This window comes from Sphaerotilus sp. (assembly GCF_031429695.1).
Taxonomy (GTDB): Bacteria; Pseudomonadota; Gammaproteobacteria; order Burkholderiales; family Burkholderiaceae_C; genus Sphaerotilus.
Genome location: NZ_JANPAB010000071.1, coordinates 1 through 19,824, shown reverse-complemented (window position 1 = coordinate 19,824; position 19,824 = coordinate 1). Strand labels below are relative to the sequence as shown.

At 65.8% G+C, this 19,824-nt stretch carries 18 protein-coding genes and 1 tRNA gene; 1 reads left to right on the top strand and 18 read right to left on the bottom strand.

What is annotated here, in order from left to right; genetic code table 11:
- Positions 1-100 precede the first annotated feature (100 nt).
- A complete protein-coding gene (locus tag RMP06_RS13980) occupies positions 101-847 on the top strand; it encodes a Crp/Fnr family transcriptional regulator (protein ID WP_310462392.1) in 747 nt (248 codons plus the stop codon).
- A 21-nt stretch (positions 848-868) separates the two neighbouring features.
- Here the strand turns inward: RMP06_RS13980 and RMP06_RS13975 are convergent, their stop codons facing one another.
- The 18 genes from RMP06_RS13975 to RMP06_RS13890 form a co-directional block, all read right to left on the bottom strand.
- A complete protein-coding gene (locus RMP06_RS13975; protein WP_310462391.1) occupies positions 869-1,498 on the bottom strand; it encodes a DUF3299 domain-containing protein in 630 nt (209 codons plus the stop codon).
- A gap of 1 nt (position 1,499) precedes the next feature.
- Complete coding sequence (locus tag RMP06_RS13970; RefSeq protein ID WP_310462390.1) at positions 1,500-2,774, bottom strand: ABC transporter permease; 1,275 nt, start codon at positions 2,772-2,774, stop codon at positions 1,500-1,502.
- Complete coding sequence (locus tag RMP06_RS13965) at positions 2,771-3,514, bottom strand: ABC transporter ATP-binding protein (protein WP_310462389.1); 744 nt, start codon at positions 3,512-3,514, stop codon at positions 2,771-2,773. The genes RMP06_RS13970 and RMP06_RS13965 overlap by 4 nt, the downstream gene beginning before the upstream one ends.
- Positions 3,514-4,047, bottom strand: a complete 534-nt coding sequence (locus tag RMP06_RS13960; RefSeq protein WP_310462388.1) for a DUF2796 domain-containing protein — start codon at positions 4,045-4,047, stop codon at positions 3,514-3,516. Before RMP06_RS13960 ends, RMP06_RS13965 begins: the two co-directional genes overlap by 1 nt.
- Complete coding sequence (locus tag RMP06_RS13955) at positions 4,047-4,964, bottom strand: metal ABC transporter solute-binding protein, Zn/Mn family (protein ID WP_310462387.1); 918 nt, start codon at positions 4,962-4,964, stop codon at positions 4,047-4,049. The genes RMP06_RS13960 and RMP06_RS13955 overlap by 1 nt, the downstream gene beginning before the upstream one ends.
- The gene (locus tag RMP06_RS13950) at positions 4,961-5,848 is read right to left on the bottom strand and encodes a metal ABC transporter permease (RefSeq protein ID WP_310462386.1); all 888 of its coding nucleotides are present in this window, start codon (positions 5,846-5,848) and stop codon (positions 4,961-4,963) included. Before RMP06_RS13950 ends, RMP06_RS13955 begins: the two co-directional genes overlap by 4 nt.
- A complete protein-coding gene (locus RMP06_RS13945) occupies positions 5,845-6,525 on the bottom strand; it encodes a metal ABC transporter ATP-binding protein (RefSeq protein WP_310462385.1) in 681 nt (226 codons plus the stop codon). Before RMP06_RS13945 ends, RMP06_RS13950 begins: the two co-directional genes overlap by 4 nt.
- 82 nt (positions 6,526-6,607) lie before the next feature.
- Positions 6,608-7,054 (bottom strand): Fur family transcriptional regulator, encoded by a 447-nt coding sequence (locus tag RMP06_RS13940; protein ID WP_310462384.1) that lies wholly within the window; start codon positions 7,052-7,054, stop codon positions 6,608-6,610.
- A 134-nt stretch (positions 7,055-7,188) separates the two neighbouring features.
- The gene (gene rpoC, locus RMP06_RS13935) at positions 7,189-11,406 is read right to left on the bottom strand and encodes a DNA-directed RNA polymerase subunit beta' (RefSeq protein ID WP_310462383.1); all 4,218 of its coding nucleotides are present in this window, start codon (positions 11,404-11,406) and stop codon (positions 7,189-7,191) included.
- An 11-nt stretch (positions 11,407-11,417) separates the two neighbouring features.
- On the bottom strand, positions 11,418-15,545 hold the full coding sequence (rpoB, locus tag RMP06_RS13930; protein ID WP_310462382.1) for a DNA-directed RNA polymerase subunit beta: 4,128 nt from the start codon (positions 15,543-15,545) through the stop codon (positions 11,418-11,420).
- Between the two features lie 331 nt (positions 15,546-15,876).
- The gene (rplL, locus tag RMP06_RS13925; protein WP_310462381.1) at positions 15,877-16,254 is read right to left on the bottom strand and encodes a 50S ribosomal protein L7/L12; all 378 of its coding nucleotides are present in this window, start codon (positions 16,252-16,254) and stop codon (positions 15,877-15,879) included.
- A gap of 54 nt (positions 16,255-16,308) precedes the next feature.
- On the bottom strand, positions 16,309-16,851 hold the full coding sequence (rplJ, locus tag RMP06_RS13920; protein WP_310462380.1) for a 50S ribosomal protein L10: 543 nt from the start codon (positions 16,849-16,851) through the stop codon (positions 16,309-16,311).
- 350 nt (positions 16,852-17,201) lie between these two features.
- On the bottom strand, positions 17,202-17,918 hold the full coding sequence (gene rplA, locus RMP06_RS13915; RefSeq protein WP_310462379.1) for a 50S ribosomal protein L1: 717 nt from the start codon (positions 17,916-17,918) through the stop codon (positions 17,202-17,204).
- Positions 17,919-17,920: 2 nt separating this feature from the next.
- The gene (gene rplK / locus RMP06_RS13910) at positions 17,921-18,355 is read right to left on the bottom strand and encodes a 50S ribosomal protein L11 (RefSeq protein ID WP_310462378.1); all 435 of its coding nucleotides are present in this window, start codon (positions 18,353-18,355) and stop codon (positions 17,921-17,923) included.
- A 104-nt stretch (positions 18,356-18,459) separates the two neighbouring features.
- Positions 18,460-19,026, bottom strand: a complete 567-nt coding sequence (gene nusG / locus RMP06_RS13905) for a transcription termination/antitermination protein NusG (RefSeq protein ID WP_310462377.1) — start codon at positions 19,024-19,026, stop codon at positions 18,460-18,462.
- A 17-nt stretch (positions 19,027-19,043) separates the two neighbouring features.
- Positions 19,044-19,427: a preprotein translocase subunit SecE gene (gene secE / locus RMP06_RS13900; protein WP_310462376.1), complete on the bottom strand. Its 384-nt coding sequence runs from the start codon at positions 19,425-19,427 to the stop codon at positions 19,044-19,046.
- Positions 19,428-19,579: 152 nt separating this feature from the next.
- Positions 19,580-19,655, bottom strand: a tRNA-Trp gene (locus tag RMP06_RS13895).
- A 28-nt stretch (positions 19,656-19,683) separates the two neighbouring features.
- On the bottom strand, positions 19,684-19,824 hold a 141-nt coding region (locus RMP06_RS13890; protein ID WP_460826231.1), incomplete at its 5' end, for an EF-Tu C-terminal domain-related protein.

Sequence of the window (19,824 nt, the reverse complement as noted above, 5' to 3'; positions counted from 1 at the left end):
GATACCGGGCAGGCAGACCGGCCACACGGGCACGGTGTCAGCCCCTCACCAGTTCAAACACGCCATACTCGACCGCCTGTCCACATGACCAAAGAACGCCATGGGCCAACCTGTCCCGATCATTCCTCTGAAGCCTGAGTTCGGCCCCTACAACCCGCAAGCCCAGGTCTGTTCGAGCTGCGGGGTGCGCCAGTTCGCGCTGTTCGGCGCGCTCGATGAAGCCGCGCTGGCCCAGATCCACTACCGCATTGCCGACCTGACACTGGAGCCAGGCCAGACGCTCTACGCCGCGCAGGACAGCGGCAACGCCGTGTTCACGGTGCGCAGCGGCGTGCTGCGCCTGGAGCGCACGAGCGAGGCCGGCGAGCGGCGCATCCTGCGTCTGGCCGGACGCACCGATCTGCTCGGGCTGGAGGCCATCCTGCACCAGACCTATGCAACCGACGCCGTGGCCTGCACCGAGGTGCATGTCTGCCGCATTCCGCGTGCGCTGATCGACGAACTCTCGGCCGGTCACCCCGAGATCACCCGCGACTTGATGAAGCGCTGGCAACGTGCGCTCGACGACGCCGACGAGTGGCTGACCGAACTCGCCCGCGGCCCGGCGCGTCACCGGATGCTGCGGCTGCTGCTCAAGCTCAGCGAGTTCGGCGAGGCGCAGGGGCGGATCTGGATGCCGACGCGCCAGGAAATGGGCGCGATGCTGGACATGACCTTCGAGACCGCCAGCCGGCTGGTGTCGGCGCTGCGGCGCGAGGGGGTGCTGCACGCCGTCGATGCGCGCCATGCGCGGCTGGACATGGAGGTGTTGATGCAGGCGCTCAAGGACGACAGCGCAGGGCGTTGAACGCCTCGCCGCCTGCCCTCATCACTTCGTCGCGGGCGGCAGCGGCGGCTCCACGTACTTCTCCACCACCGCGCCTTCCAGCGTGTAGCCGCTCACGCCCATGTCGGTGTCGCGGCGCTCGGTGCGCATCGTGCCGGTGACCCAGACGGTGTCCATGCTGCGCAGGCCCTTGGCCGGAATGGCCGCCTTCACATGCACGATCTGGTTGGCCGGTGGCGGCGGCGAGTGGACGCAGGCGCCGAAGTACGGCACGACCAGGAACTCCTTCCACTCGCCGCACTGGCCTTCGAGCGGGACGAGATAGCCGGGGAGCTTGACCTTCTGGCCGGCGAGTTCGGGGCGGGTAGGGGCATCGTCCCAGACCCGGCGAACCTCGCGCATCAGCGCGGAGGTCTTCGGATCGCCGTCCTGCAGACGCGCCAAGTCACCCTTGCCCTTCAGGATCTTGGCCGGATCCCAGCCGGACGGGACGAGTTCTTCCCACTTGAGTTCACGAACAGCCCCTGACTTGACAGCGCCCTTGTCAACCGGAGCCGCCTGCAGCACGGTCAGCGAACCCAGCCCCAGCGCCCAGCCCAGCCCCGCACAGATGATCCACAGCCGGGGCCTGTTTCGGTGCAGATTGGCGTTCTGATTCAGGTTCACAGTCATTTCAAATCCTCGGTGACAACCCGTCGGCCAGCGACAGTTGATAAGCACGATAGCCCGGAACGAGGCTGGCCAGCCAGCCCCCCATCAGCAACCCACAAAGCAGCGTCCATTCCCCCGGCCCCGGCCAACCGAGCCGCAGCGCCACACCCCAGTGCAGTCCCACCCAGTCGCCCAGCACCGCGATCAGCCCATAACAAACCACCGCCCCGAGCACCACGCCACAGGCGGTGACCAGCGCCCCTTCCACCGCCAGCAGCCCCAGCATCTGCCACGGCCCGGCGCCCACCGAACGCAGGATCGCCAGCTCGCGCCGCCGCTCGTTCAGCCCCGCCATGATCACCGCCATCAGCCCCGCCAGGCTCACCACCGACACCAGCACGCTCACCGCCAGCAGCGCCCGCTCGCCCGCGCCGACCACCTCCCACAGCTCGTCCAGCGCCACGCCCGGCAGCACCGCCATCAGCGCCTCGTCCGGGTAGCCCGACACCCACCGCTGCACCGAAAACACCGCCGCACGGTTCTTCAGCCCGACCAGCGCGGCCGTGACACTGCGCGGCGTCAGGTCTTGCGCCACCGCGGCCTCAGCGGTCACGGCCATGCCAGGCATCGGCGCCCCCGCGACCCAATCGAGGTGAATCGCCTCCATGCCGCCGAGCGGGATGTGGACCGAGCGATCGACCGGCGTGCCCGTGCGCTGCAGGATGCCGACGACGGTGAAGGGCTTGTCCGCGTGGTCGTTGGCGGCAAATGCGCCGTCGCCGTGGCTAAGCACCACCTTTCGCCCGAGCGCATAGCCCAGCCGCTCGGCCACCTCGGCGCCGAGCACCGCTTCGTACACCTGGTCGTTGCCGTCGCCAAACGCCCGGCCCTGCGCCAGCGCCAGCGGCTGTTGCTCACCGTGGCGGAAGTGCGCGAAATAGCCGGTCGTCGTGCCCACCACCGAGAAGCCGCGGTGCGTGTCGCCCAGCGAGATCGGCACGACCCAGGCCACCTGCCGCTGTGTCGCCAGCGCCTGCACGCTGTCCCAGCGGAGGTTGTTGGTCGCGCTGCCGAGCCGGAACACCGCGTACAGCAGCAGTTGCACCGACCCGGTGCGGGCGCCGACGATCAGGTCGGTGCCGGAGACGGCCTGCGAGAAGTTGCGCCGCACGTCCTGGCGCACCCGCTCAATGCCCAGCAGCAAGAAGGTGGACAGCGCGATCGACGCGACGATCAGCCCGAGCACGAAGCGGCGGTTCCAGGCGCTGCGGGCGGCGAGGGAGAGCAGCGCGGTCATGCGGCGCCCTCCTCTGCCGCACTGGACACGGCCTGCGCGGCGCGGTTGAGCTGCGGCAGATCGACGCGGCGGCTGAAATGGTCCGCCAGCCGCAGGTCATGGCTGACCAGCACCAGCGCACTGCCCGCCTCGGCGCAAGCACCCAGCAGCAGCGCGAGGTAACGGTCCCGCAGCGCCTCGTCGAGCGCCGAGGTCGGCTCGTCGGCGATGACAATCTCCGGGCGGCCGAGCAGCGCCCGCGCCGTCGCCACCCGCTGCTGCTGGCCGACCGACAGCTCGGCGGCGCGGCGGCCCCACAGCGTGCGGTCGAGTTGCAGCGCCCCGAGCAGCTGCTCCGCCTCGGCCCCCGGCGAGCCAGCGGCCTCACGCGACCGGGCGGCCCGCAGCGCCGAGAACCGGCTCGGCAGCAGCACGTTGTCGCGCACCGACAGGTAGGGCAACAGGTTGAACTGCTGGAAGATGTAGCCGACGTGGTCAGCACGGTGGCGGTCGCGGCGGCCGGCGGACAGCGTGTGCCAGTCCTGGCCGAGCAGGCTCGCCGTGCCGTGGTCCGCCACCAGCACGCCCGCGAGCAGCGACAGCAGCGTGCTCTTGCCGCAGCCGCTCGGGCCGCGCAGGAACACCGCCTCGCCGGGCGCCACGTCGAAGGCGGCGATGTCGAGCTGGTCATGCGCGCTGCCCAGCCAGCGAAAGCGCAGGTCGCGCAGGCTCAGCAGCGGCCCGTTCGACGCGGCGGCCATCAGCGGCCCCAGGTCAGCACCCGGGCGGGGCGCTGGAGCGTCTGCTTGAACTGGCCTTGCGCGGTGACGATCTGCGCTTGCAGGCGCTGGACACGCGGGAAACGGTCGAGCAGGCCGCCCAGGTCGATGCGGCGCAGTTGCTCGGGTTTGGCGCAGGTGAACTCGGCGCTCGCGTCCAGGTCGGCGTGCTCACCGGCCTTGGCGCCGGGGTGCAGCGCCTCGGAGTCGGCGGTGGCGGACTTGAAGGTGCAGCCCGCGGCGGCGTCCGGCACGAACAGCGTGCCACTGGTGCGCAGGGTGGCGAGCGCGTCCTGGGCTGTTTTTTTCTCGGCGGCGGTGCGCGGGGCGTGCTCGAAGCCGAACACGCTGTCGAGCGGGGCTTCCAGCGTGATCGTCAGGGTCGGGCCGTCCAGGGCGATGTCCAGTTGCACGGCGCCATGCACATGGGCATGGGCTGGTGTGCCAGCAGCCAGGACAGGCGCAACGCCCAGTGCCAGCGCGGAGATCACCCACCAGGGGGTCAGCTTTTTCATCATGGACTCCTGCGCAGTCCCGCGAGCAGCGTTTGCGCGTTGTGGCGGAACAGCTTGAGGTAGGTGTCGGCCGCGGTGCCAGGGGCGGACAGCGCGTCGGAATACAGCGTCCCGCCGACCACCGCGCCCGACTCCTTGGCGATGCGCTGCATCAGGCGCGGATCGGCGATGTTCTCGGCGAACAGCGCCGCCGCCCGCTGCTGGCGGAGCTGGCGGATGAGCCGCGCCACGTCGGCGGCGGACGGCTCGCTGTCGGTGCTCCAGCGTTGGGCCGCCAGGAATTCGATGCCGTAGGCCGCGGCGAAATACCCGAACGCATCGTGCGTGCTGACCACGCGGCGCCGGTCGGCTGGCAGCGCGGCGAAGTCGGCGCGGGTCTGGCGGTCGAGGGCGTCAAGCTGGGCGGTGTAGTCGCTGGCGCGGCGCCGCAGGGCATCGGCTTGCGCGGGGCGGGCCTGCACCAGCGCATCGCGGATGCGGGCGACGTAGTGGCGGGCGCTGGCGAGGTCTTGCCAGGCGTGGGGATCGGCGTCCTTGCCGAGGCGGCGCGGCGTGAGGCCGTCGCTGCAGACCAGCACCGGGCCCTTGAACCCGGCGGTCTGCACCAGCCGCGTCAGCCAGCCTTCGTAGTGCAAGCCGTTGACGACCACGAGGTCGGCCTGGGCGACACGCTTCACGTCGGCGGGAGCGGGCTGGAAGACGTGGGCGTCGGCGTCGCGGCCGACCAGGGCATGGACCTCGACCGCCGGGCCGCCGACGTTGACGACCAGATCGGCCAGGATCGAGAAGCTGGCCACCACGCGCAACGGGCGGGTACTGCTGTCCTGTGTCTGTGCCCATGCCAGCGGCCACGCCACCGCGGCGAGCCCCCCGACCAGACCGACCAGACCGTGCAGACTGTGCCGGCGCGTCGTCATGGCGTGGCCCGGCGCCGCAGCAGACCGTCGTGCCGCCCGAACAGCAGCGACACGGCATAGAAACCACCCGCCACCAGCACGATCGCCGGCCCCGACGGCAACTCGGCATGGAACGACAGCAGCAGCCCGACCCAGCCCGACACCACCGCGATCACCGCCGCCAGCAGCGCCAGGTGCCCGAGGTCACGCACCCAGAAGCGGGCCGCAATGGCCGGCACCATCATCAGACCCACTGCCATCAGCGTGCCCATCGCCTGGAACCCGCCGACGAGGTTCGCCACCGTCAGCACCAGCAGCACGTTGTGGCTCAGCGCACCGGGGCCGCCGACCGAGCGCAGAAAGACCGCGTCGAAGCTCTCGACCACCAGCGGCCGGTACAGCAGCGCCAGCACCAGCAGCGTCACGCTGGCGATGGCGGCGACCAGCACCAGCGCCGCGTTGTCCACCGCCAGCACGCTGCCGAAGAGCACGTGGATCAGGTCGACGCTGCTGCCGTGCGTGGAGATGAGCAGCACGCCCAGCGCCAGCGCGATCAGGTAGAAGGCGGCGAAGCTCGCGTCCTCGCGCTGGCCGGTGCGCCGCGTCACGGCGCCTGCGCCAAGGGCCACCAGCAGCGCCGCGATGAAGCCACCAAGGCTCATCGCCGTGAGCGACAGCCCGGCCATCAGGTAGCCGACCGCCGCGCCGGGCAACAGCGCGTGCGCCATGGCGTCGCCCACCAGACTCATCCGGCGCAGCACCAGCAGACAGCCCAGCGGCGCCGCCCCCATCGCCAGCGCCACCACCGCCACCAGCGCCCGGCGCATGAAGCCGAATTCCACGAACGGCTGGAACAAGGACTGGAACAGCAGCGCGGACCAGTCGCCCGGACCCGGCAGCGTCATGCGGTGACCTCGTCGGCCGACAGCACCGCTTCGGTCGCGCCCCAGCCCAGCACCCGCTGCGACAGCCGCACGGTCTGGTCGAAGTGCGCCCGCACCTGCGCCATGTCGTGCAGCACGGCGACGATGCTGCGGCCCTGGGCGTGCCATTGGTGCACCAGGGCCAGCAGGTCGGCGGTGGTGTCCTCGTCGATGGCGTTGAAGGGCTCGTCCAGCAGGATCAGGTCGGCGTTCTGCAGCATCAGCCGGGCGAAGAGCACGCGCTGGAACTGTCCCGCCGACAGATCGGAGATGACGCGGCGTTCGCAGCCCGCCAGCCCCACCGCCACCAGCGCCTCGGCCACCTCGCGGCGCAGGCCACCGCCGAGCGCCTTCCACAGGCCGATGCGCGACCACGCGCCCAGCGCCACCACGTCACCGACGCGGATCGGGAAACTGCGGTCGATGCGCGCGCTCTGCGGCAGATACGCCACCGTCACGCCGGCAGCGCGGATGAGGCGCCCTTGCTGCGGGGTGAGTTGGCCGGCAAGGGTGTCGAGCAGCGTGCTCTTGCCAGCGCCGTTCGGGCCGACGATGGCCGTCATCGCACCACGCCGAATCGTGCCGCTGACGCCTTCCAGCGCCCAGCGTTCCCCGCGCCGCACCCCCACGCCGTCGAGCGTCAACACCGCCGCGTTCATGCCGACAACCCCCAGCCCACCGCCAGCCACAGCAGCGCCACCAGCGCCAGCGCCCCCGCACACCGCACCGCCGCGCTCGCCATCAACATGCGGTGCTCCCTGCGGCTGAGGCACTGCCGCAGTCGGCGCACAGGCCGTGCAGCGTCAGGTCATGGCGCTGGACCTGGAAACCGGGCGGCGCGAGTTCAGACATCGTGCCGGGGCAGGCGTGGATGGGGAACACGCGGTCGCACTGGGTGCAGTGGAAATGGTGGTGGTGGTGGTACTGCTCACCGTGCGTGCCCACGCCGTGGTGGTGTTGCTCGCAGGCGGCCTCGTAGCGCGCCGACTGCCCCGGCAGGTCCACCCGCGTCACCACGCCCAGCTCCTGCAGCGCGTTGAGCTGCCGGTAGACGGTGGAGAGGTTCAGCGTGGCGACCTGCTGCTGCGCCAGTTCGCACAGTTCGACCGGCGTCAGCGCGCGGGCGCTGCCTTGCAGGGCTTGCAGAAGCGCGTCGCGCTGGCGGGTCTGGCGTTCACGGGGTTCCATGGGTCACATGCTAATGCAAAAGCATTTGCAACAGCGCATGGGCGTAAAAAACCCCGAGGTGGACAAGCCAGCTCGGGGTTTTCAGGGGGGCATTCCGCACCGGCAGCGCCGGTGCGGGGCCATCCCTTCAGGCGTCAGCCCTGTGCATCGACGCCGGATGCCGTGTCGGCGTCGATCGCCGCCAACGCTTCCTGCGCTTCCTGCATCGCGATGGCGCGGCGCTCGGTGTCGTCCATGGCTTCCTTGGCCTTGCGGGCCTGGTGGAAGGCGAGACCCGTGCCGGCCGGGATCAGGCGACCCACGATGACGTTTTCCTTCAGGCCACGCAGCTCGTCGCGCTTGCCCATGATGGCCGCTTCGGTCAGCACGCGGGTGGTTTCCTGGAAGGACGCCGCGGAGATGAACGAGTCGGTCGACAGCGAGGCCTTGGTGATGCCCAGCAGCACGTCCAGATACGTCGCCGGCAGCTTGCCTTCGCGTTGCAGGCGCTCGTTCGTGTTGAACAGCTCCGAACGCTCGACCTGCTCGCCGACGATGTACGTGGAGTCACCCGAGTTGGCGATCTGCACACGACGCAGCATCTGGCGAACGATCACCTCGATGTGCTTGTCGTTGATCTTCACGCCCTGGAGTCGGTAGACGTCCTGCACTTCGTCGACGATGTAGCGCGCCAGTTCCTCGACGCCCAGCAGACGCAGGATGTCCTGCGGATCGGCCGGTCCGTCGACGATCGACTCGCCCTTGTTGACCACCTGGCCTTCGTGCACCAGGATGTTCTTTTCCTTGGGCACAAGTTCCTCGGACACGCGGCCTTCCGGATCGGTGATCTGCAGGCGCACCTTGCCCTTGGTCTCCTTGCCGAAGGACACCGTGCCGGTCATCTCGGCCAGCGTGCCCTTGTCCTTGGGCGTGCGGGCTTCGAACAGCTCGGCCACCCGCGGCAGACCGCCGGTGATGTCGCGTGTCTTCTGGCCTTCGACCGGGATACGGGCCAGCACCTCGCCGGGCATCACGTCCTGGCCATCGCGGACCTGGATCAGACAGCCGATGGGGAAGCCGATCGTCACCGAGTGGTCGGTGCCGGGGATCTTCACTTCCTGGCCGGCGAAGTCGAGCAGCTTGACCTGCGGACGCACGACCTTGATGGAGCCGCGGCGCTTCGGGTCGATGACCACCAGCGTCGACAGACCCGTCACTTCGTCCACCTGCTTGGCCACGGTGACGCCTTCTTCGACGTTCTCGAAGCGCATCTTGCCGGCGAACTCGGTGATGATCGGGCGCGTCAGCGGATCCCAGTTGCCCAGGACCGTGCCAGCCTTGATCTGCTGGTCGGCCTTGACGTTCAGGATCGCACCGTACGGCACCTTGTGGCGCTCGCGCTCGCGGCCATGCGGGTCGGAGATGATGATTTCGCCGGAACGCGAGATCACCACCAGCTCGCCCTTGGCGTTGGTCACGTAGCGCATCGTGCCGTTGAAGCCGATGCGGCCGTCCGACTTGGCATCCACGCTGGAGGCCACCGCCGCACGCGACGCCGCACCCCCGATGTGGAAGGTGCGCATCGTCAGCTGCGTGCCCGGCTCGCCGATCGACTGCGCGGCGATCACGCCGATCGCTTCGCCGATGTTGATCAGGCCGCCGCGGCCGAGGTCGCGGCCATAGCACTTGGCGCAGATGCCGAAACGCGTGCCGCAGGTCAGCGCAGTGCGGACCTTGACTTCGTCGGCGCCGACGGATTCGAGCAGGTCGAGGGTGTCCTCGTCCAGCATCTTGCCGCGGGTGACCAGCACTTCCTGGGTCTCGGGGTGCGTCACGTCGATCGCGGTGACGCGGCCGAGGATGCGGTCGCGCAGCGATTCGATGACTTCGCCACCTTCGACCAGGGCGCGCATCGCCATGCCGTTGTCGGTGCCGCAATCGTCCTCGATGACCACCAGATCCTGCGTCACGTCGACCAGACGGCGCGTCAGGTAACCGGAGTTCGCAGTCTTCAGCGCCGTGTCCGCCAGGCCCTTGCGGGCACCGTGGGTGGAGATGAAGTACTGCAGAACGTTCAGGCCTTCGCGGAAGTTCGCGGTGATGGGCGTCTCGATGATCGAGCCGTCCGGCTTGGCCATCAGGCCGCGCATGCCGGCAAGCTGTCGGATCTGGGCGGCGGAACCCCGTGCGCCCGAGTCGGCCATCATGTAGATGGAGTTGAACGACTCCTGATCGACTTCCTTGCCGTGGCGGTCGATGGTCTTCTGCTTGGAGAGCTGGGCCATCATGACCTTGCCCACCTCGTCACCCGTCTTGCCCCAGATGTCCACGACCTTGTTGTAACGCTCACCGGAGGTCACCAGGCCCGAGACGTACTGCTGCTCGATTTCCTTGACTTCCTTTTCGGCGCGCTCCAGCAGCTTGACCTTCTCCTTCGGCACCAGCATGTCGTCGATCGCGATCGAGATGCCGGCGCGCGTGGCGAGCCGGAAACCGGCCTGCAGCAGCTTGTCGGCAAACACGACCGTGGCCTTCAGACCGCACTTGCGGAACGAGGTGTTGATCAGCTTCGAGATTTCCTTCTTCTTGAGTGCCTTGTTCAGGTTGGTGAACGGCAGGCCTTTCGGAAGGATCTCGGACAGCAGGCCGCGACCGACGGTGGTTTCCACCAGCTTGGTCTCGGGCACCCAGGCATCGTCGGCCGACGCGCGGCTGTACTCGGTCAGGCGCACGTTGATCTTGGCGGTGATCTCGACCACACCGTTGTCCAGCGCGCGCTGGAGTTCGATGACGTCGGAGAAGATCATGCCTTCGCCCTTGGCATTGATGCGGTCGCGGGTCGCGTAGTACAGACCCAGCACCACGTCTTGCGACGGCACGATCGACGGCTCGCCCGAAGCCGGGAACAGCACGTTGTTGGAGGCCAGCATCAGCGTGCGGGCTTCCATCTGCGCTTCGATCGACAGCGGGATGTGGACGGCCATCTGGTCACCGTCGAAGTCGGCGTTGAACGCCGAGCAGACGAGCGGATGCAGCTGGATCGCCTTGCCTTCGATCAGCACCGGCTCGAAGGCCTGGATGCCCAGGCGGTGCAGCGTCGGCGCGCGGTTCAGCATGATCGGGTGTTCCTTGATGACTTCTTCAAGGATGTCCCACACCACCGGCGTACCCGATTCCACTTCCTTCTTGGCCTGCTTGATCGTGGACGCGATGCCCATCGCCTCCAGGCGCGAGAAGATGAAGGGCTTGAACAGCTCCAGCGCCATCAGCTTGGGCAGACCGCACTGGTGCAGCTTGAGCGTCGGGCCGACCACGATGACCGAACGACCCGAGTAGTCGACGCGCTTGCCCAGCAGATTCTGGCGGAAGCGACCCGACTTGCCCTTGATCATGTCGGCCAGCGACTTGAGCGCGCGCTTGTTCGCACCCGTCATCGCCTTGCCGCGGCGGCCGTTGTCCAGCAGCGAGTCGACGGCTTCCTGCAGCATGCGCTTTTCATTGCGCACGATGATTTCAGGGGCCTTCAGCTCCAGCAGACGCGCCAGGCGGTTGTTGCGGTTGATGACGCGGCGGTACAGGTCGTTCAGGTCGGAGGTCGCGAAACGACCGCCGTCCAGCGGCACCAGCGGACGCAGGTCCGGCGGCAGCACCGGCAGCACCTGCATGATCATCCAGTGCGGCTTGATGCCCGACTTCTTGAAGGCTTCCATCACCTTGAGGCGCTTGGAGTTCTTCTTGACCTTCAGCTCGGAGCCGGTCATGTCGCCGCGCAGACGCTCGATCTCGACATCGAGATCCATCTCTTCGAGCAGCTGCTTGATGCCTTCGGCGCCCATCAGCGCGGTGAACTCGTCACCGAATTCGCGCTTCTTGGTGTCGTAGTCGTCCTCGGACATGATGCTGAATTTCTTCAGCGGGGTCATGCCCGAATCCACCACCACATAGGCTTCGAAGTACAGCACGCGTTCGATGTCGCGCAGCGTCATGTCGAGCACCATGCCCAGACGCGACGGCAGCGACTTCAGGAACCAGATGTGCGCGCAGGGAGCGGCCAGGTCGATGTGACCCATCCGGTCGCGGCGCACCTTGGTCTGCGTGACTTCGACGCCGCACTTCTCGCAGATCACGCCGCGGTGCTTGAGGCGCTTGTACTTGCCGCACAGGCACTCGTAGTCCTTGATGGGACCGAAGATCTTGGCGCAGAACAGGCCGTCGCGTTCCGGCTTGAAGGTGCGGTAGTTGATCGTCTCGGGCTTCTTCACCTCGCCGAACGACCACGAGCGGATCTTTTCCGGGCTGGCCAGCCCGATCTTGATCGCGTCGAAGTGTTCGTCCGGGGTGAACTGCTTGAAAAGGTCGAGTAATCCCTTCATGCATCTTCTCCTTAGTTGCGCTCAAGCTCGATGTCGATACCGAGCGAGCGAATTTCCTTGACCAGCACGTTGAACGATTCCGGCATGCCGGCTTCGATCGAGTGCTCACCCTTGACGATGCTCTCGTAGACCTTGGTGCGACCGTTCACGTCATCGGACTTGACCGTCAGCATTTCCTGCAGGACATACGCCGCGCCGTAGGCTTCCAGCGCCCAGACTTCCATTTCGCCGAAGCGCTGGCCGCCGAACTGCGCCTTGCCGCCCAGCGGCTGCTGGGTGACGAGCGAGTACGGGCCGGTCGAGCGGGCATGCATCTTGTCGTCGACCAGGTGGTGCAGCTTCAGGACGTGCATGTAGCCGATGGTGGTCGGACGCTCGAACTGGTCGCCGGTGCGGCCGTCGTACAGGAAGGCCTGCGTGCGGGTCGGGGTCAGGCCCTTCTTCGCCGCGATGTCGTCCGGGTACGCGAGCTTGAGCATCGCGCGGATCTCGGATTCCTTCGCCCCGTCGAACACCGGCGTCGCGAATGGCACGCCGTTGGTCAGGTTGCGCGCCATCTCGACGACTTCGTCATCGGTCAGTTGCTCGATCTGCTCCGGACGACCGCCGGACTGGTTGTACAGCTCGTCGAAGAACTTGCGCAGCTCGGCCACGCGGGCCTCTTGCTGCAGCATGTCGCCGATGCGCTGGCCAATGCCCTTGCCGGCCCAGCCCAGGTGGACTTCCAGCACCTGACCCACGTTCATCCGCGACGGCACGCCGAGCGGGTTGAGCACGATGTCGGCGGGGGTGCCGTCGGCCATGTAGGGCATGTCTTCGATCGGGACGATCTTGGACACGACACCCTTGTTGCCGTGGCGGCCGGCCATCTTGTCACCCGGCTGCAGGCGGCGCTTGACGGCCAGGTAGACCTTGACCATCTTCAGCACGCCGGCGGGCAGCTCGTCGCCCTGCGTGAGCTTCTTGCGCTTTTCCTCGAACATCAGGTCGAAGCTGTGGCGCGTCTGCTCCAGCGAGTTCTTGATCGATTCGAGCTGGTTGGCCGCTTCGTCTTCCGACGGGCGGATGTCGAACCAGTGGTACTTCTCGACCTCGGTCAGATACGCCTTGTCGATGACCGTGCCCTTGGCGATCTTGCGCGGACCACCATTGGCGACCTTGCCGGTCAGCAGCTTCTCGATCCGGTCGAACGCATCGGCCTCGACGATGCGGAGCTGGTCGTTCAGGTCCAGGCGGAAACGCTTCAGCTCGTCGTCGATGATCTGCTGGTCGCGCTTGTCGCGCTGGATGCCTTCGCGGGTGAAGACCTGCACATCGATGACGGTGCCCATCGTGCCCTGGTCCACGCGCAGCGAGGTGTCCTTCACGTCGGACGCCTTCTCGCCGAAGATCGCGCGCAGCAGCTTCTCTTCCGGCGTCAGCGTGGTCTCGCCCTTCGGCGTGACCTTGCCAACCAGCACATCGCCCGGGTTCACTTCGGCACCGACGTAGACGATGCCGGACTCGTCCAGACGCGACAGTTGCGCCTCGGACAGGTTCGGGATGTCGCGGGTGATGTCCTCGGGGCCCAGCTTCGTGTCACGCGCCATGACCACCAGTTCCTCGATGTGGATCGAGGTGTAGCGGTCTTCGGCCACCACGCGTTCGGAGATCAGGATCGAATCTTCGAAGTTGTAGCCGTTCCACGGCATGAACGCGACCAGCATGTTCTGCCCCAGGGCGAGTTCGCCCAGGTCGGTCGATGCACCGTCCGCGATCACGTCGCCACAGCCGACCAGATGGCCGCGGCTGACGATGGGACGCTGGTGGATGTTGGTGTTCTGGTTCGAGCGGTGGTACTTGATCAGGTTGTAGATGTCGACGCCGACTTCACCGGCCACCGTTTCCGCGTCGTTCACGCGGATCACGATGCGGTTGGTGTCGACGTAGTCCACGATGCCGCCACGGCGCGCCGTCACGACAGTGCCCGAGTCCACGGCTGCCACACGCTCGACGCCCGTGCCGACCAGCGCCTTTTCGGGGCGCAGGGTCGGCACCGCCTGACGCTGCATGTTGGCGCCCATCAGTGCGCGGTTCGCGTCGTCGTGCTCCAGGAAGGGCACGAGCGAGGCCGCGACCGACACGATCTGCGTCGGGGCCACGTCCATGTACTGGATGCGTTCCGGACCGGTCAGGACCGAGTCACCCTTTTCACGGGCCGAGACCAGCTCGTCGGACAGGCGGTTGTCCGCGTCGAGCGAGGCGTTGGCCTGCGCGATGATGTACTTGCCTTCCTCAATGGCCGACAGGTAGTCGATCTGCAGGGAAGCAATGCCGTCCTTGACGCGCCGGTACGGCGTTTCCAGGAAGCCGTACTCGTTCAGCCGTGCGAACAGGGCCAGCGAGTTGATCAGGCCGATGTTCGGGCCTTCCGGCGTCTCGATCGGGCAGACCCGGCCGTAGTGGGTCGGATGCACGTCGCGGACTTCGAAGCCGGCGCGCTCGCGGGTCAGACCGCCCGGGCCCAGGGCGGAGACACGGCGCTTGTGCGTGATCTCCGACAGCGGGTTGGTCTGGTCCATGAACTGCGAGAGCTGCGACGCCCCGAAGAACTCCTTGAGCGCCGCGGAAATCGGCTTGGAGTTGATCAGGTCGTGCGGCATCAGGGCTTCGGTCTCGGCCTGGCCGAGGCGTTCCTTGACGGCCTTCTCGATCCGGGCGAGGCCCGAGCGGTACTGGTTTTCGACCAGTTCGCCCACGCAACGCACGCGGCGGTTGCCGAGGTGGTCGATGTCGTCCACTTCGCCGTTGCCGTTGCGCAGGTCCACGAGGATCTTGACCACGTCGAGGATGTCCTCGTTGGTCAGCGTCATCGGGCCTTCGGAGCCGTCGCGGCCCACGCGGGCGTTGAACTTCATGCGGCCCACGCGCGACAGGTCGTACGTGTCAGCCGAGTAGAACAGGCGGTGGAACAGCGCTTCGACCGCGTCTTCCGTCGGCGGCTCGCCGGGACGCATCATGCGGTAGATGGCCACGCGCGCGGCCAGCTGGTCGGCGGTTTCATCGGCCGCCAGGGTCTGGCTGATGAAGGCGCCCTGGTTCAGCTCGTTGGTGAACAGGCACTGCACGTCGCGGATGCCCGCCGAACGCAGCTTCTTCAGCAGCGTTTCGGTGACTTCCTCGTTCGCCTTCGCCACGATCTCGCCGGTGTCGGCATCGACCATGTTGCGGGCGATGACACGCCCCACCAGGAAGTCTTCCGGCACGCTGATGAACTGCGTCTCGGAGGCATCGATCTGGCGGAGGTGCTTGGCGGTGATCCGCTTGTCCTTCTCGACGACGACCACACCGTTCTTGTCGGTGATGTCGAAGCGCGCGATCTCGCCCTTCAGACGCTCCGCGACGAATTCGAGCTGTGCACCCGAGTCCATCAGGCGGAAATTGTCGAAGTCGAAGAAGTGCGCCAGGATCTGCTCGGGATTCAGGCCGATGGCCTTGAGCAGGATCGTGACCGGCATCTTGCGGCGGCGGTCGACGCGGAAGAACAGGATGTCCTTCGGGTCAAACTCGTAGTCGAGCCACGAGCCGCGGTACGGGATGATCCGCGCCGAGAACAGCAGCTTGCCGGAGCTGTGCGTCTTGCCCTTGTCGTGCTCAAAGAACACGCCGGGGGAACGGTGCAGCTGCGAGACGATGACACGCTCGGTGCCATTGACGATGAACGAGCCGTAGTCGGTCATGAGCGGTACTTCGCCCATGTAGACCTCTTGCTCCTTGATCTCCTTGACTACCTTCGACTGGTTGGTCGAGTTCTCGCGGTCGTAGATGATCATCTGCAAGCGCGCCCGCACGGCAGCAGCAAACGTGAGACCACGCTGCTGGCACTCGCGCACGTCGAACGGCGGCTTGGCAATGTTGAATTCGAGGAACTTCATCTCCACGAACCCGTTGTGCGAAACAATCGGGAACGCCGAGAGGAACGCGGCTTGCAAACCTTCTGGTTTGCGTTTCAGCGGGGGTACATCCTTTTGCAGGAAAGCGACGTAGCTGTCCTTCTGCATGGTGAGCAGATAGGGAACGTTCAGCACGCTCGCGCGCTTGCCGAAGCTCTTGCGAATTCGCTTGCGCTCGGTGTAGCTATAGGGGGTTGCTTGCGCCATCAATCACTCCGTGTCGAAGTCCGCCGCCAGGCCAAGGCAGCAGTTCATTCGGCCGAAAATCGGGACGACTGGCACCAGGCCTTGCGCCTGAAGCTTGGTGGCTGGCCACTACCAGCCGCTGGCGGACAACCAGGGCATTGCACCCCGGTCCGACCAAACCGGTTCTCTGCAGTCGGTTCAGAGAACACTTGAAAAAGCCTTCCAGAATACCCCGGACGGCTTTTTCAGGTGATCTCTAAGGATTAACCCGTAACCCCAAGAGAAGCACAAAAAGGCTGGCCCTGTCGGACCAGCCTGCTGTGATTCAGATGCGCTTGTCGCGCACGCTGAATTACTTGACTTCGGCTTGAGCGCCAGCGTCGACCAGCTTCTTGACAGCGGCTTCTGCGTCGGCCTTGGAGATGGCTTCCTTGACGTTCTTCGGAGCGCCGTCCACCAGATCCTTGGCTTCCTTCAGGCCGAGGCCCGTCAGTTCGCGCACGGCCTTGATGACCTGTACCTTTTGAGCGCCGGCTGCGAGCAGCACGACGTTGAATTCGGTCTTCTCTTCAACGACCGCAGCAGCAGCAGCGCCACCGCCGCCGCCGGCGACCGCCATGGCGGCAGCCGACACGCCAAACTTCACTTCAACAGCCTTGACCAGGGTGTTGAGTTCCAGAACGGTCATGCCGTCCAGGTCGGACAGGAATTTTTCTTGATCGAATGCCATTTGGGGCTCCTAAATACAGTGAATTCGAGAAAACAGGTCGTGTGTGACCAGGGATCAGGCGGCGGGCGCTTCTTCAGCAGCCGCGGCTTCGGCGACAGGCGCTTCGGCGACGACATCACGCTGCTTGGCCACTTCGGCCAGTACACGGGCCAGACCAGACATCGGGCTCTGCAGCAGACCCAGCAGTTGCGCCAGCAGGACTTCCTTGCTGGGCACGCTGGCCAGCGCCTTGACGCCTTCGACGTCCAGCGCCTTGCCACCGTAGGCACCGCCCTTGATGACCAGCTTGTCGTTCGTCTTGGCGAAGTCGGAAACGACCTTCGCGGCTGCCACGGCATCTTCAGAGAAGCCATAGATCAGCGGTCCGACGAACAGGCTCTCGGCGACCTCAAACGGCGTTCCGGCAACAGCACGGCGGGCCAGGGTGTTCTTCAGCACGTGAAGATACACACCCTTTTCGCGCGCGGTCTTGCGCAGAGCATCCAGATGAGCGACGGTGAGGCCACGGTACTCGGCCACGGTCAAGGTCTGTGATTTCGCCGCCTGGGCGATCACTTCCTCGACAACGGCTGCTTTCTCGTTGCGATTGAGACTCAAGGTCCACTCCTTAAAACATGCCCGTCGCGCTTGCACGCTCAGGGCACACCGGGTTCAGCGACCTTGCCGTTCAGGAGCCCGTGTCACCACGGGGTCAACCTTTGCGGCGGGTACGCCATCTGCGCTGGCCGGATCAGCCCAAGCCGAAGCCTGAACGCGCCGATTAAGCCCTGCCCGTCCCGGTCACCCAGGGGAGCAATTCGCCAGCGGTCTTCGATGACCTGCGGTGACCAGAGCTTGTCGCCCTTGCCGCCTCAGCCCACCAAATATTGTCGAAGCAACGGTGCCAGACTCGCACCATGCCCGGGTTCCGCCACGCGACGCCGCGCAACGAAACCGTGATCTGTCGATCAGTTCTGGCTGGTGCCCATGCCGGCGGTGACGCTGGCGATGTCCACGCGGACGCCCACGCCCATCGTCGACGAGACAGCGACCTTGCGCAGGTAGACGCCCTTGCTCGATGCCGGCTTGGCCTTGTTCAGCGCGTCCAGCAGCGCTTGCAGGTTGCCCTTGAGCTTGCCGTCTTCGAACGAACGGCGACCGATGGTGCCGTGGATGATGCCGCCCTTGTCGACGCGGAACTGGACCTGACCCGCCTTGGCGTTGCGCACTGCGGTGGCCACGTCAGCGGTCACGGTGCCGACCTTCGGGTTAGGCATCAGGCCACGCGGACCCAGGATCTGGCCAAGTTGACCGACCACGCGCATCGCGTCCGGCGAGGCGATGACCACGTCGAAGTTGATGTTGCCGGCCCGGACTTCCGCAGCCAGGTCGTCCATGCCGACCACGTCCGCACCTGCAGCGCGGGCTTCATCCGCCTTCGCACCCTGGGTGAACACGGCCACACGCTTGATCTTGCCGGTGCCGTTGGGCATCACGACCGCGCCACGCACGACCTGGTCCGACTTCTTGGCGTCCACGCCGAGCTGCACAGCCACATCGATGGATTCATCGAACTTGGCGGTTGCACAAGCCTTCAGCAGGCCCAGTGCGTCGTCGATCGGATAGAGCTTGGTCGTCTCGATCTTGCCCTGCAGCGCCTTTTCGCGCTTCGTCAGCTTTGCCATGATCAGACCCCTTCCACGTTGATGCCCATCGAACGGGCCGAGCCCGCGATGGTCCGGACGGCAGCGTCCATGTTCGCTGCGGTCAGATCCTTGACCTTGATCTTGGCGATCTCTTCCAGCTGCGCACGGGTCAGCTTGCCAACCTTGTCGAGGTGCGGGCGGGCCGAACCACGTTCGATCTTGGCGGCCTTCTTCAGGAGGGCCGTTGCCGGCGGGCTCTTGATGATGAAGGTGAACGACTTGTCGGCGAAGGCGGTGATGACCACCGGCAGCTTCATGCCGATCTCGAAGCCCTGCTGCGTCTGCGCATTGAACGCCTTGCAGAACTCCATGATGTTCAGACCGCGCTGACCGAGAGCGGGACCGATCGGGGGCGAAGGATTGGCCTTGCCTGCCGGAACTTGCAGCTTGATGAAGCCGACGATTTTCTTTGCCATGATGGCTCCTCGAGTTCAAGCGCCTGCCACTGAAGCAGGCTCCTCGTCATGTGAGATACGCGGGCACACCATGCACCCGCCACCCGATCCGACGCGGTGAAGCGTCAGACTTTCTCGACCTGGTGAAAGTCGAGTTCCACTGGTGTTGCACGGCCAAAAATCGTGACCGACAACCGCATCTTGTTCTTGTCGTAGTTGACGTCTTCGATGACGGCATTGAAGTCCGTGAACGGACCGTCCTTGATCCGCACGACTTCACCGACCACCCACTCCACCTTGGGACGTGGCTTCTCGGTGCCTTCCTGCATCTGGGTCACGATCTTCATGACCTCGTCTTCGGAGATGGGGGAAGGACGGTTCTTGGCACCACCGACAAAACCGGTGACCTTGCTGGTGTTCTTGACCAGATGCCAGGACTCGTCGTTCATCACCATCTCGACCAGCACATAGCCGGGAAAGAAACGGCGCTCGGTGACCGACTTCTTGCCGTTCTTCATCTCGACCACTTCTTCGGTCGGGACCAGGATGCGGCCGAACTTGGCCTGCATGCCAGAGCGGTCGATGCGTTCGCGCAGGTTGCGCTCGACGGCCTTTTCCATACCGGAATAGGCGTGGACCACGTACCAGCGCATGGGAACGGCGGCAGGGATTGTGGACTGGATATCGCTCATCATGAAACCTTGCTTTGTCAGCGTTTCCAGCCGAGGACCAGGTCGTACAGCACCCATTCCAGGGTCTTGTCGGTCATCCACAGGAACAAGGCCATGACCACGACGAAGGCAAAGACATAGCCGGTCATCTGACCTGCTTCCTTGCGTGTCGGCCAGACCACCTTGTAGAACTCCTTGACTGACTCGCGGCCGTAGGCGATCAGTGCCTTGCCAGACTCGGAGGCGAAGAACACGGCCACTGCACCGCCGAGCAGCACCAGCAGGGCCGCCCACTGGGCATACGGCCCTTGTGCGGAGAGCAGGTAAAACGCCACCAGCCCCCCAAGCAGCAGCAGACCCGAAGCGATCAGCCGGGTCTTGTCAGCGTTGGTGGAAACAGTTTCGACTTGCGGAGCGGTCATCACATTCACTTCGTTCGGGGTGGGCGTGTCACAGCCATTGCACTGCGCGCCATCATCGACATCCACAAGCAGGAAAGCCCGCCAGGGCGTCGACACGTCCCGCGGGCTGCCGGTCAGGCAACAAATCTCGACGACTTTTTAGCCATCGGATTTGGCAGGGGCAGAGGGAATCGAACCCCCAACCTTCGGTTTTGGAGACCGACGCTCTGCCAGTTGAGCTATACCCCTGCGGCCTGACTGGTGAGTTTACTGGAAATCAGGCGATGATCTTGGCGACGACGCCGGCGCCGACGGTGCGACCGCCTTCGCGGATGGCGAAGCGCAGACCTTCTTCCATGGCGATCGGGGCGATCAGCTTGACCGTGATCGACACGTTGTCGCCCGGCATGACCATTTC